This is a genomic window from Vreelandella arcis (assembly GCF_900103865.1).
Classification (GTDB): Bacteria; Pseudomonadota; Gammaproteobacteria; order Pseudomonadales; family Halomonadaceae; genus Vreelandella; species Vreelandella arcis.
The window spans coordinates 147,728-161,285 of sequence record NZ_FNII01000004.1; the positions used below are offsets into that span (position 1 = coordinate 147,728).

General features: G+C 56.5%; 10 protein-coding genes. 5 read left to right on the forward strand and 5 right to left on the reverse strand.

The features are described 5' to 3' along the window. Positions 1–3: 3 nt before the first annotated feature. Both BLR97_RS05935 and BLR97_RS05940 read right to left on the reverse strand, forming a co-directional pair. A complete protein-coding gene (locus BLR97_RS05935) occupies positions 4–4,026 on the reverse strand; it encodes an EAL domain-containing protein (RefSeq protein WP_244511247.1) in 4,023 nt (1,340 codons plus the stop codon). Between the two features lie 28 nt (positions 4,027–4,054). After that, the gene (locus BLR97_RS05940) at positions 4,055–4,552 is read right to left on the reverse strand and encodes a nitrogen regulation protein NR(II) (RefSeq protein ID WP_139172903.1); all 498 of its coding nucleotides are present in this window, start codon (positions 4,550–4,552) and stop codon (positions 4,055–4,057) included. A 316-nt stretch (positions 4,553–4,868) separates the two neighbouring features. Here BLR97_RS05940 and BLR97_RS05945 point away from each other — a divergent pair, with 316 nt between their 5' ends. Beyond that, on the forward strand, positions 4,869–5,180 hold the full coding sequence (locus BLR97_RS05945) for a hypothetical protein (protein WP_089703487.1): 312 nt from the start codon (positions 4,869–4,871) through the stop codon (positions 5,178–5,180). Positions 5,181–5,232: 52 nt separating this feature from the next. On the opposite strand, the gene argE is transcribed toward BLR97_RS05945, so the two are convergent. After that, complete coding sequence (gene argE / locus BLR97_RS05950; RefSeq protein ID WP_089703489.1) at positions 5,233–6,408, reverse strand: acetylornithine deacetylase; 1,176 nt, start codon at positions 6,406–6,408, stop codon at positions 5,233–5,235. A gap of 233 nt (positions 6,409–6,641) precedes the next feature. Here argE and ugpB point away from each other — a divergent pair, with 233 nt between their 5' ends. The 4 genes from ugpB (at position 6,642) to BLR97_RS05970 (ending at position 10,883) form a co-directional block, all read left to right on the forward strand. After that, positions 6,642–7,967: a sn-glycerol-3-phosphate ABC transporter substrate-binding protein UgpB gene (gene ugpB / locus BLR97_RS05955; protein ID WP_089703491.1), complete on the forward strand. Its 1,326-nt coding sequence runs from the start codon at positions 6,642–6,644 to the stop codon at positions 7,965–7,967. 87 nt (positions 7,968–8,054) lie between these two features. Beyond that, a complete protein-coding gene (ugpA, locus tag BLR97_RS05960) occupies positions 8,055–8,939 on the forward strand; it encodes a sn-glycerol-3-phosphate ABC transporter permease UgpA (protein WP_089703493.1) in 885 nt (294 codons plus the stop codon). Positions 8,940–8,956: 17 nt separating this feature from the next. After that, positions 8,957–9,799, forward strand: a complete 843-nt coding sequence (ugpE, locus tag BLR97_RS05965; protein WP_089703495.1) for a sn-glycerol-3-phosphate ABC transporter permease UgpE — start codon at positions 8,957–8,959, stop codon at positions 9,797–9,799. A 1-nt stretch (position 9,800) separates the two neighbouring features. Further along, the gene (locus BLR97_RS05970) at positions 9,801–10,883 is read left to right on the forward strand and encodes a sn-glycerol-3-phosphate import ATP-binding protein UgpC (protein WP_089703497.1); all 1,083 of its coding nucleotides are present in this window, start codon (positions 9,801–9,803) and stop codon (positions 10,881–10,883) included. Positions 10,884–10,893: 10 nt separating this feature from the next. Here BLR97_RS05970 and BLR97_RS05975 read toward each other — a convergent pair whose 3' ends face one another. Together BLR97_RS05975 and BLR97_RS05980 are read right to left on the reverse strand one after the other, a co-directional pair. After that, positions 10,894–12,537 carry a bifunctional metallophosphatase/5'-nucleotidase gene (locus BLR97_RS05975; protein WP_089703499.1) on the reverse strand — a complete coding sequence of 548 codons (1,644 nt, stop codon included), beginning with the start codon at positions 12,535–12,537 and terminating at the stop codon, positions 10,894–10,896. A gap of 205 nt (positions 12,538–12,742) precedes the next feature. After that, positions 12,743–13,408, reverse strand: a complete 666-nt coding sequence (locus BLR97_RS05980) for an SDR family oxidoreductase (RefSeq protein WP_089703501.1) — start codon at positions 13,406–13,408, stop codon at positions 12,743–12,745. Between the last annotated feature and the right edge of the window lie 150 nt (positions 13,409–13,558).

The window sequence follows — 13,558 nt, forward strand, 5'->3', positions numbered from 1 at the left end:
ACGTTAGGTGTCACCGTAAGCGCCTGCTTTTTCGTGGAGTGAATCGATGAACGCTACCAAGGCCTCCAGCGGCATCGGTTTGGCCAATCCAAACCCCTGAAACGTATCGCACTGATAATCCAGCAAACGCTGATGCTGCTCAGCAGTTTCAACACCTTCGGCCACCACGTTCAAATCTAAATGATGCGCCATGGAAATGATGCCTTGCACAATCGCGGCATCGTTGTCGCTATGATCCAGCTCATTAATAAAGCTGCGATCGATTTTCACCGTGCTAATCGGCAAGTGCTTTAAGTAGCTAAGGCTTGAGAAGCCTGTGCCGAAATCGTCGATAGACACGCCGATTTGCATGCTGCGCAGCGCATGCAAGGTGTCAATGGCCGCCTCGGCATTCTCCATCAAAATCCCTTCGGTGAGCTCCAGCGCCAGTTGCTGAGGGGGCAGCCCGGTCGCCATTAGCGTTTGGCGCAACGTGGCAAGAAAGCTCGACCGCTGAAACTGCAGGGGCGATAAATTCACCGCGACGACAATATTGCCGCGCCCTTGCTCTGAGAGGGCCTGCATATCGCGGCAGGCACGATCCAACACCCATTCGCTGATCGGCATTATCTGCCCGGTGGCTTCGGCCAGCGGAATAAAACGCGCCGGTGAGATAAAGCCCTTGGTTGGGTGTCGCCAGCGCAGCAAGGCTTCAACGCCCGTCAACTGCCCGCGACGGTTAAGCAACGGCTGATAATACAGTTCAAACGCCTGACACTCGATGGCTTCCTGAAGGTCGTTGCGCAGGATCAACCGTTCGCTGGCGGTATCGGTGAACGCCTCGGTGAACCATTGGTAAGCATTGCGGCCTTGCTGCTTGGCTTTGTACATTGCCATATCTGCTTGTTGAATAAGCATTTGTGGCTCTAATGTGTCGTCTTGGCTGATGGCGATGCCCACGCTCGCCGTCAGGTATAACTCATGTCCTTCAATACAATAGGGACGCGACAAGGCGGCCAACAGCTGCTCGGCGACGTCCACCACTTGGGTGTCATTGTCCACCCAGGAATGCAAAATGACGAATTCGTCGCCGCCTAGACGGGCCACCAGATGTTGCTCGCCCACTGCACTGAGTAGTCGTTGAGCAACGTCTTCCAGTACCCGGTCGCCAACGGCGTGCCCTAAATTGTCGTTGATGGGTTTGAAATCATCCAAATCAACAAACAACACCGCGACCCGCTGGTGTTGGCGCTGAGCAAACGCAAAGGCTTCGCTTAATTTATCCTCAAACAGCGACCGGTTGGGTAGTTGCGTTAGGTCATCGTGGGTTGCGAAGTAGGCAAGCCTTGCCTCAAAGGCTTTGTGCTCGGTGACGTCGTGCTGTACGCCAACGTAGTGGGTTAACTGTCCATCAGGATTGCGCACCGGTGCGATGTATAAATCATTCCAGAACAGACTGCCGTCTTTGCGATAATTGCGCAGCGTGACGTGAATATCGCGCTGCTCGCTTAAATGCTGGCGAATTAGCGCAACATCGGTCGGATCGGTTCCCGCGCCCTGCAAAAAACGACAGTTTTGACCCAGCACCTCGGCCTGGGCATAGCCGGTCATCATGGTAAAGGCCCGATTGGCGTAAACGATGGGCAGCTCTGGCTGGGTCGCATCGGCAATCAATATGCCGTTGACGCTCGCTTCCACGCAACGCTCCAGGGTGCGCAGCCGGGACTCTTGCTCGCGTTTTTCGGTGACTTCCTGAGCAATGCCATAAAGCCCCTGAATCTCACCGTCGATTACGATCGGTAGATTAATCAAATCCATGATGTGGGGCCGGCCGGCGCGGTCACGAATCGTCAGCTCGTAGCGGATGATGCCGCCCTGCATCACCGTTTGAAAGCGCTGATTGATTGCCTCGCTGTCTTCTTCGAAGATGAAGGCATCGAAATGTTGGCCGACAATCTCGTCAATAGCGTAGCCGCTAATCGCCGCACAGGTGGCGTTCGCCGTGACAAACTGCCCCTGCTCATCAAGCGAGAAAACCGCATCAGGATGGTGGATAAATAACGAGCGGTAGCGCTGCTCGCTTTCCTCAAGCGAACGCCGCACCTGAAAACGCTCCACGGCTAGCGCCATTAGCCCGGCGGCTTTGTCGATCAGCAAGGCATCACGCTCAGTAGGCACACCCGGTTGACCGTAGTAGGTCGCAAAGGTCCCCAACAGCTGCCCGCTGCTGCCCATTACCGGGCTCGACCAACAAGCCGCCAGCCCCGCTTGCCGGCTAACCTCGTGATACCCTTTCCAGCGCTCATCGCTTCCGATGCACTGGCAGACCACTTGGCGACGTTGATGGGCGGCGCTGCCGCACGCGCCGACAGCAGGGCCAATCGCGATCTGTTGAATGGCCTCGCGGAAGACCGCGGGCAGCCGTTCGCCCGCTGCCAAATTCAGGTGTGTTTTGGCGTTATTCGCCAGCATGATGGAACACAACGCGCCAGGCAGCTGGCGCTCAAGCAACCGGCAGAGGCTTTCCAGTATATCGTCAAGGGGCGCTTCTTGAGCGATCATCCGCTGGATATGCTGCTGATCCTCAAGGTTTTGCCGCGCCTCTGCGAGTTCTTTTGCCCGAGCGGCACTGGCCCCGACCAACCCCAGGCTAAAAGCCAACAAACCGCTCAGCATCAGCCCCGCCATGGCCACCAACACAGGTACAAAACCGGCCAAATACCAGTTGTAATGACTGCCCGGTAACGCCTGGAGCTGCAGGCTAACGCCACCGGGCAGGCCCGCGTGCCGCGTCGCTAATACCATTCCAGGATGTAAATCGGTGTCCGCCTGGAACCCCGGCGGTTGAAGCATCAGCAGAGGCGTATCGCCGCGGCTGATGTTGACTTGAAATGGCCCAAGCTCCAGGCGCAAATCATTATCCAGCAGCACGGCTAGATCGAGGCTCGCCACGAATTGTTGAGCCCGCTGGCCGACAGGCATCGCCACAAACGCCAAACTGGGCGTTTGTGGGTCGGAAATCACCACCCACGGTCGATCAAAGGGAACCGCCAGCCAATCCTGTACCGACGGCTTATCAAGCTGCTGCAGAAGCCACGCCCGGCTACTTGAGGTGCGTTCATGGGTCCAGATGGGGCTCAAGCCTTCATCGACCAGGGCCATCGCCTGCAGGCTTGGCGTATCGCGTAAATAGCGCTGCCCATCCAGCGTAAGCAGATCTCGATCGAAGGCGCTGGGAGCGGCTTCGATGCGTTCAGCCATACGTTGTAAAAGGCGCTGACGCGAAGTCACCGCCTTTTCGGCGTTCAACTGCACATTGTCCAGCAGGTACATGGCCTGCTGCTGAGTATTGGTAAACTGCTGCAAGCTGAGCAACCACCAGACCACGAAGCTGGCAGCCACGCCAGCCAAACCTGATAGCGCCGTCAGCCGGCTAAGATTGAGCGGCTCGGATGAGCGACGAGCGTAAACCGCCACCATGGCCGACCCTAACAGCAGTGTGAACACCACCACGGCCACAGGCGATGAAGAAAATATCGGCTCATCCAGCTCAACCCCGATCCAGAGCCTCGCCAGCACTACGCCGCCAAACAGCCACAGCCCAAGCCCTACTGGCAACCATAACGCCCGTCGTTTAGAGGTTGACTGGCCCCAGCCTAAAGCCAGCGCCACCGCTAAAAGCACCAACCCCCCCAAGCTGGTCATACGCGCCTCGCCGGTGAGCCAGGAGGGCGATAATGAGCCGGAAAGCACATTGTGGACTAAGGTATACAGCGACAGCCCCGCGAGCCCCACTGCACAAATCAGCCGGACGCTTCGCCAGCGCTGCAGGGCGGCAAGTACCCCAACGCTTGCCAGGCAGGTGGCAACGGCGGCGTCCGGCACCAGAGCAACCGTAAACAGCGAGTGCGCATCGGCTACCCCCAACACAGCGCCCACCACCCCCATCAGCACTAGCGTGGCGACGGCCATTAACAGCAGCGTATCTAACGCAAGGTCGCGGGCGTTGATTGGCACGGTGACATCATCTCCCTGCTTTTTTGTCATCAATCTCTAGCGTGAAAACGCCAGTTCGCTAGTCGTGAACGTCCTTTATGTTTCTCAGTTGCTGCTTCGTCTGCTCCAACGCCTCTAATGCCTGCGACCGTTCGTCGTCGGCTTTCCCCGCCGCTTGCCGGGCATACATCAGTTCGCTTTCTAGGCGATTATTACGGTATATCGGCAGCAAAGAGATTTGTGTGAGGCGTTCGTCGTCAACGGTCAGCCGAGCCGCGCAACTCAGCACCGGAATATCGTCATGATGAACCGAACGAAGCACTAAGTGTACTTCATCAACACGTCCCATGGTCGCCATACGAAAGGCAAAGAGACCTAAGTAAACCACGCGTGACGCCGGGTCAAAGAGCCCGCTGGCAAGCTGACCAATCAGCGCGGAGGACGGCCGCCCTATCCACTCGGCTAACTGAGCATTGCAGGCGTACACGACTCCCTGTGCATCGACCAGTAACTGTCCCGTCGGCGCGTGTTCCCACCAGGATCCACACGCTGTTAGTTCAGATGGGTTTGTAGTCATAAGGAGACACAGTTCATAAAGATGCCTTGAGTCGCGGGGAGAGAAGGGGCGGCAATGCTACTAGTGTGAACCACGTAAACTCAGGCTACTAAGCCATTCGATTTAATTAAATACGATGAGAATAGAGCCAAACTAAACGCTGAGCCGCACTCATACACTGGAAACAGCCTACGCTATACCGACTGCTGCGTCGCTATTACGGTTTTGTTTCGGTTTACGCGGTAAGTTAGGTATAGTGGCTGGGCAATAACATCAGACAGACGGAGTACGAATCACGATCGATCATTCTTTCCAAATTGCAGTGGAGGTTCTCCCTATGAAGGTCTACAAACCGGAATGGCAGTGCACGTTTAGCGTAAACGAAGGCGCGGAAGAATCAGCTAGCTGGAAAGAGAGAATCGCGTGGCGTCTCAGGGGGTTCGCGGATCGGCTAGAGGGCGGTGGTCGCACGATAAAAATTGATTATCGCGTCACGCCGACGATTAGCTCGCAAGAAGTTGATACTTGTTTAGGTAAAGGCTTTGAAGTGACCCAGCGCTTGCTGACCCAATTGGCCCAACAGCAAGCCTGTGAAGATGTAATGCGCCATGCCAAGGCTGAGTTATACGTAGAAGATCATCAGCATTGACACGGTAACACCCGTCCCACCCGGCGCCATGCGGGGTGGGACACCTACCTTTCTAGCCATGACGTTCATCGGGCTGCTCCAACGCAACGCTCATATCGGCTAAAAACGCCGAGCAAGCTTCAAGCTGGCAGCGTTCAATATACTCATCCGGTTGATGCGCCTGGGCAATACTGCCCGGCCCTATAATAATGGTTTGCAAACCCTGCCCCTGAAACTGCCCTGCCTCAGTCGCATAGGCCACCGCTTGGTCGCCGCACCCCTTGGGCAAATGATCTTTGGCCAACCGCAGCACCCGATCATTATCCCGATCCGCCAGGCCCGGCACGGTGACATTTAACGGCTGAGTATCGATCTCCACGTGCTTGCCTTTAGCCTTCAGCTCATCGGTTAGCTGTTTGCAGAAGGCCTCAAAGCGTGCATATACCTCATCGAACGTATCCGTCGGCAGGTGGCGAATTTCCCACTCAAACTGACACTCCCGCGCCATGATATTGATTGCCGTACCGCCTTTGATTTTGCCGACGTGCAGGCTGGTATGGGGCACGTTAAAGGCGTCATCGATGCGGCCCTCTTCCACCAATGCCGCCATAGTGTCTTCGATAAACGTCACCAACCGCGCGGCCACATGAATCGCCGAAGTGCCCTGATTGACCTGGCTGCTGTGGGCTTCGCGGCCAATCACCGTGGTGCGCAGATTGGTGGCGCCCTTTTGGGCAACCACCGGCTGCATGTCCGTCGGTTCGCCGACAATCACGTGAGCGGTGGTGGAGTAGTCCTCGTAGAAGCGCTTGATCAGGCTGGGCGCGCCCACGCAGCCAATTTCTTCATCGTAGGAAAAGCCCAAATAGATCGGCTGCTTGAGCGGTGCGTTTACCCATTCAGGTACTTTTGCCAGGGCACAGGCGATAAAGCCTTTCATATCGCAGCTGCCCCGCCCGTATAACCGACCATCGCCGCCATCGCGCAGGGTGAACGGATCGCTCGACCAGGGCTGCCCTGCCACCGGCACCACATCGGTATGACCCGACAGCATCACGCCGCCCGGCGCATCGGGGCCGATGCGGGCAATCAAATTGGCTTTCTTACCACACGGGCTCATCACCCGCTCGGCCTCAATGCCATAGTCGGCCAAATAGCCTTCCACGTACTCGACCAGCGCCAAGTTGGATTCACTCGAGGTGGTATCAAACCCTACCAGCCTTGCTAACAGTTGCTCTGCATCGCTCATCGCGCCTTCCTATCGTCATCTTGCTAATTAGCCAGCCTATCATCCTCACCTTAGACCGCCTACATCGGCCGGGCTGTCATGCAGGGTTCATCTGTCGTTCACCAAAGCGTCATCGGGGCTTTTTACAGTCAAGCTGACTAAGGAATTAAACAATACTTTGTTCTATCCATTGCCTATCCAGCGCCCGTTCCATGGGCTTATCTGATGAGGTGGTGGCCCACAAGGAGCTTGTTATGTCTCGTTTTACCTTGCACGCGCTTGCCGTAGGGGTGGCGACTGCCAGCCTCAGTTTGTCTGCCCATGCCGCGACAGAGATTAGCTGGTGGCACGCCATGGGCGGCCAGCTGGGTGAAATACTTGAAGAAATGACCCAAGATTTTAACGAGTCCCAGGACGACTACCAGGTTAACCCCAGCTATCGCGGCACCTATACCGAAACCATGACCGGTGCGATTGCCGCTTTCCGTGCCAATGAGCAGCCGCACATCCTGCAGGTGTTTGAAGTGGGCACCGGCACCATGATGAACGCCGAAGGCGCGATCTATCCGGTGTACGAACTGATGGAGGCGCATGACCGTCCGTTTGACCGTGAAGCCTTCCTGCCTGCCGTCGTCGGTTACTACACCGACACCAACGGCAATATGCTGTCGTTCCCGTTTAACTCCTCAACGCCGATTATGTACTACAACCGCGACATGTTTGAGGAAGCGGGTCTAGACCCCGAGCAACCGCCAGAGACCTGGTCAGAAGTGGCCGATTTTTCCCGCCAAATTGTTGAATCAGGCGCGGCCAGCTGCGGCTTTACCACTTCCTGGCCAAGCTGGGTGATGCTGGAAAACTTCTCCGCATGGCACAACATCCCATTAGGCACCCTGGAGAATGGCTTTGGCGGCCTGGGCACCGAGTTTACCTTCAATAACGAGCTGGTAGCCCGCCACTGGGACAACCTCAAAACCTGGCAGGACTCGGGTGTCTTCCAATGGGGCGGCCCCGGCTCTGGGCCCGACTCCGAGCCGATGTTCTACTCCCAAGACTGCGCGATTTTCTTCGGCTCTTCAGCCTCCCGCGCGGATGTCGCCGCCAATTCAGAATTTGACGTCGGCTTTGGCATGCAGCCTTACTACGACGACGTAGAAGGCGCACCGCAGAACTCGATCATTGGCGGCGCTACCTTGTGGGCACTGCAAGGCCACAGCGAAGAAGAATACGCAGCGGTTGCGGCGTTCTTTGAGTACCTTTCCCAGCCTGAAGTCCAGGCGCAGTGGCATCAGCAAACCGGCTACCTGCCCATCACACAAGCTGCTTGGGATTTAAGCGAAGAGCAGGGCTATTACGAAGAGAACCCAGGCGCGGACATTTCACTGAAACAGATGACCCTCAACGAGCCGACTGAAAACTCGAAAGGGCTGCGTTTTGGTAACTTCGTACAGATTCGCGACATCATCTCCGAAGAAATGGAAGCGGTGATGACCGGCGATAAATCCGGCCAGGAAGCGGCTGACGACGCAGTAGAGCGTGGCAATGATCTGCTACGTGACTTCGAATCCGCCAATCAGTAAATAATCACTTACGTCGCCGCCTGCCCCTCGGGTAGGCGGCGCTTTCGTTTGTTGATGGCTATTTATTAATACTTCCCAGAGCTGCCCATGCAAACCAAACGCATGACCTACCCTGGGCGCTTTTTGCCCTACGCACTATTAGCGCCCCAGGTGATTGTGACGCTGATTTTCTTTATCTGGCCGGCGGGCCAGGCGCTGTATCAGTCGCTGTTGCGCGAAGATGCCTTTGGTCTGAAAACCACCTTTGTGGGCCTTGAGAACTTTGCCCGCCTGTTTCGTGACGGGGCCTACCTCAACTCGCTCTCGGTCACGGTGGTGTTCGCCCTCGGCACCACGCTGCTTTCGATGGCCGCCGCGCTGCTGCTGGCCAGCACGGTGAACCGCATGCTTCGCTCACGCAGCACTTACACCACGCTGCTGGTATGGCCTTATGCCATTGCACCCGCCATTGCCGGCGTTTTGTGGTGGTTTATCTTTAACCCCTCCATCGGCATCGTGCCTTACATGCTGGACATGGTCGGCTACCAATGGAACCACCGCACCTCGGGCGCAGACGCCATGCTGCTGGTGATTTTTGCCGCCGCCTGGAAGCAGATCTCCTACAACTTTTTGTTCTTCCTCGCCGGGCTACAGTCGATTCCCCAGTCGCTGATCGAAGCCGCGGCGATCGACGGCGCCAGCCCCATCAAGCGCTTCTGGACGATCATTTTCCCGCTGCTGACGCCCACCACGTTTTTCTTGATGGTGGTTAACGTGGTGTACGCCATGTTCGATACCTTCGCGATTATTCACGCCACCACCGAGGGCGGCCCGGCCCAGGCGACTAACATTCTGGTTTACAAGGTTTACGCCGATGGCTTTGTGGGTCTCAACCTGGGCTCTTCTGCCGCGCAATCGGTGATCCTGATGGTGATTGTGGTGGCATTAACCATGATTCAGTTCCGCTTTATCGAGCGCCGAGTCAACTACTAGGTTGTGGGAGAATATTAATGGTTGAAAACCGCCCCTGGGCAAACCTGATTGCCCACCTTGTTTTGATCGCGGGCGTCGCACTGGTGGTTTTTCCAGTGTATGTCGCGATTATTGCCTCTACACATTCCCTGTCGGGGTTGCTACAGGGCACGCTGCCGCTGCTTCCCGGCGATCAAGGCATCGAAAACTATAAGCTGATGTGGCAATCCGGCGTGTCCAACGCAGGCGCGCCCCCCGCCGGGCTGATGCTGTGGAACAGCTTTGTGATGGCCATGGCGATTACGGTGGGTAAGCTGTTTATTTCGCTGCTGTCGGCGTTTGCGATTGTCTATTTCCGCTTCCGTTTCCGGATGTTCTTTTTCTGGCTGATCTTCGTCACCCTGATGTTACCGGTGGAAGTGCGCATTATTCCGACCTTTCAGGTGGTCGCGGATCTCAATATGCTCAACAGCTTTGCTGGGCTATCGATCCCGTTGATTGCCTCGGCCACTGCGACGTTCTTGTTCCGCCAGTTCTTCATGACAATTCCCGAAGAAATGCTGGAAGCCGCCCGAGTGGACGGCGCTGGGCCGCTAAAGTTCTTTAAAGACATCCTGATGCCACTCTCGGTGACCAATATCGCCGCGCTGTTTGTGATCATGTTTATTTACGGCTGGAACCAATACCTCTGGCCACTCATCATCACCACCGACCCCGACTATTACACCATCGTGATGGGCATCCAGCGCATGACCTCGGAAGAGAACCCGCAGTGGCACTTGGTGATGGCCGCGCTGGTCATGGCCGCCCTGCCGCCGGTATTAGTGATTTTGTTTATGCAACGCCTGTTTGTGAAAGGCCTGACCGAGACGGAGAAATAACATGGCCAGTATTACCTTGGAAGGGCTCAAAAAGACCTACAGCGGCGATGTTCACGCCGTCAAAGGCGTCGACTTACAGATTGAAGACGGCGAGTTTGTGGTGCTGGTGGGGCCATCGGGCTGCGGCAAATCTACCCTGCTGCGCATGGTCGCAGGCCTGGAAACCATCACCGACGGCACGCTCAAAATCGGCGAGCGAGTGGTGAACAAGCTCGAACCCGCCGAACGCGACATCGCCATGGTGTTCCAAAATTACGCGCTCTACCCGCACATGACGGTATACAACAACCTCGCCTATGGCCTGAAAAACCGTGGCTTTAAAAAAGACGAAATAGAAAAACGCGTCCGGGTTGCCGCCCAAATGCTCGAGATCGAAGAGTTTCTAGAGCGCAAGCCGCGCAAGCTCTCCGGCGGCCAGCGCCAGCGGGTGGCCATGGGCCGAGCCCTGGTGCGCGACCCCGCCGCGTTTCTGTTCGACGAGCCGCTCTCGAACCTGGACGCCAAGCTGCGCGTGCAGATGCGCGTGGAAATCAAACAGCTACAGCGGCGTCTCAAGACCACCAGCCTGTACGTGACCCACGACCAGCTGGAAGCCATGACTTTAGGCGACCGCCTGGTGGTACTTAATGCCGGGCAGATTGAACAAGTGGGGTCGCCCATGGAGATCTACGCCCGCCCTGCCACCATGTTCGTCGCCGGGTTTATCGGCTCCCCCGCCATGAACATGCTACCGGTGGATTACCTGAAAACACAGGGCGCCAACGGCCTACTGGACAACCTGCCCGAGGGCACCGATATCGTGGGTATCCGGCCGGATGATATGCACTTAACCCCGCCGTCCGCGACGCACTTAACCGTTGACTCAACGCTTGCGTTATTTGAAGCCGCCGGCGCCGAAAGCCACCTGTATGTGAACCTCGCCGACAGCGACCAGCCCACGGTGATTCGCGTATCGGGCCAGCCGCCGGTCGCCGAAGGCGAAACCCTGCGTTTCTACGTCACCCGCGACGCGCTGCATCCTTTCAATAGCGTCACGGGTAAACGTACTGAGAATGTTATATCTGAGCGTGCTATTGAAGCATAACAGAGTGTTACTACGGCGCGTCTTGGGCAAGATCGGTAATTCGGCCTTCAACCTGGTAAACCACTTCTTTAAGCTCAACCATATAATTGCGCAGCATTTTCCAATCAGTACTCTCAACCATAGAACCGGCAACGATGGTGTGGCGGCCATCGTCATAAGCGGCACCTAAAACAGAATGGCTATCGCCACCGGCGGCGGTAAAGTTGTTGGTGGCGATGGTATAAGTGCGTTCGGGGTCAATGGCCTGCATGGCGCCTTCCTGGGCGACTTTCAGGCTAACCACGCGTTCTCCGACCGGCTCGCGGCTGTCGTACACCAGCTCAACGCCTGCTGACACCTGCAGAAAACCGCCGTCCTCGCCGGGAGTATTGGCCAGCGCAACTTCAAAGGTTTCCAGCAGCTCGGCGCCGGTAACGTCGAGCAGGGTCAAACGATTGCCAAACGGCTGCACGGCGATTAGATCCCCCACCGACACCTCGCCTTTCTCGATCGCGTCACGAATGCCCCCGCTGTTTTGGATCGCCATCACTGTGTCGGGCGCCACTTGCTGTGCAGCGTGCAGTTGCGCATCGCTAATTAAATTGCCCAGCGCCGTTTCATTGGCGCGCACGCTGCGCGAGTCGCCATCCCCAGGGCGCGGATTAGGTAGGGCCGAGATCACCTTGGCTCCGACCTGGGTGTCCCGCAGGGCTTCAATCGCCGCTGTGTAGGGTTCAAGCCGCTTTGCGGCGTCGGGATCCGCTTCGCGCTCGTCGGCGGCGAGCAGTTCACCGCTTAAATCGACCACCACGCCGTTATCATCGAAAGTGACCTGCATCACGCCAAGGTGCTGACCATACTCACCTGCCTGGCCAATCACCGTGGGCGAGAATGCCTCACCGGCACTGTGCAGCGTTGGCGGTGATACTTGGGTATGGCTATGCCCGCCAATAATGATGTCGATGCCTTCCACGTACTCTGCCAACAGCAGGTCGTTGCCCACGCTAAGGTCGCTTGCGTAGCCTAAATGCGTGAGTGCAATAACCTTGTTAACGCCCTGCTCTTCAAAGCTGTCCACCATTGCCTGCGCCGCTTGGTGGTAATCGCTAATCGTCACTTGACCGGGACTCGAGATCGTCGCGCTATCCTGAGTGGTAAGCCCAAAGATGCCAACTGGCTCGCCTTTATGTTCAACAATAATGCCATCATAGAGCTTACCCGCCTGTGGGTCGGCGCTAATCGACCCACCCAGCATGCCAGCAAATTCAGGGCTCGCTGAAAAATCCAGGTTGGCGCCTAAAATAGGGAACTTGGCACCCGAAAAAAATGCCGCTAGCGCTTGATGCCCTTCGTCAGGGTCACCCAAATCAAACTCATGATTACCCAGGACAAAGGCGTCGTAGCCCATTAAATTCATAAATTCCAAGGCATCCTGGCCCTGAAATTCGGTGAAGTAGAGAGTGCCTGAGAAAACATCCCCAGCATCCAGCAGCAGCCCTTCGCCATAGGTTTCCCGCGCCTCATTCAGCGTGGTGATCAGGTGAGGATACTGATTGGTTCGCCCGTGTAAGTCATTGGTGTGAAAAAGCGTCAGCGTGTCGTTATCAGCCAGCAAGGGGGACGCAGTGACGAATAATGCTGCCCCGAGCGCCATGCTATATTGGAGGGCTTGCATCTTCATGGCTCCTTTCATCTTGATGTCATGGTTCACCGTTAGCGTGTCGTGAAAGCCTGACAGAACGGTGACGACAATGGCGAATCCATCACGCAAGCCGCTTAGCGACGAAGAAGTTGCCTACCTAGTGGAACTGGCGAACGGTAACGCGCTAGCTAAGCAACGACGACGTGAGCGAAAACGCTCACGCCCATCGCCACCGTCCTCACCAGGGGAGTGATTCGCCATTGCTATGCCAAAACCCGCCGCTGTTGTCGAGCGTCAGCGCTTCAATACGGGCGGCAATGCCTAGCGCCGCCTCTTGTGGGCTGATCAAGCCACCAAAATTAACCATGCGCGTTTGCACATAGCCGGGGTGAATCTGTGCAACGGCAATACCGCGTGGTTTTAGGTCGATAGCTAGCGATTTACCCAGCGCATTAAGCGCTGCTTTAGAAGCACGGTACCCATAGCGGCCTCCCGAGTCGTTATCCGCGATGGAGCCCATCCGGCTGGTGATATTGGCGATTTTGCTGCCTTGTTTAAGGTTGGGTATGAGCGCCTCAGCGACACGCATCGGCGCATAGGCGTTAATTTCCATCTGCTCGCGGATACTGTCGAAATCAAGACTGCCAAGCGACTCATCGCGCAGCAGCCCGGCATTGTTAATCAGTAGGTCTAGTGTTTGACCATCAAGCACCTGGACAAGCCTCGCGATATCATCCGGCTGGGTGATATCAATGCCCTCAACCACCTGGTCGGCCACGCAATCAAGCGCTTCCGACGACTGGCGACAAACACCCAGCACTCGATAGCCCGCGTCAAAATAGTGCTCGGCCAACGCCAACCCGACACCCCGGTTGGCGCCGGTAATTAACACCGTCGATTTCATGATTAGCTCCCCTCTGTTGGGTCATGGATAACATTCGCATCGTACATCGCTAGAGCGACCTTATGCTTGCCTCTGGCAAACGCTAACTTACCAACCAGCCAGCGGATTTAGTGTCATCACTTATTCACCTGGCTGTCTTAACCGTGTCAT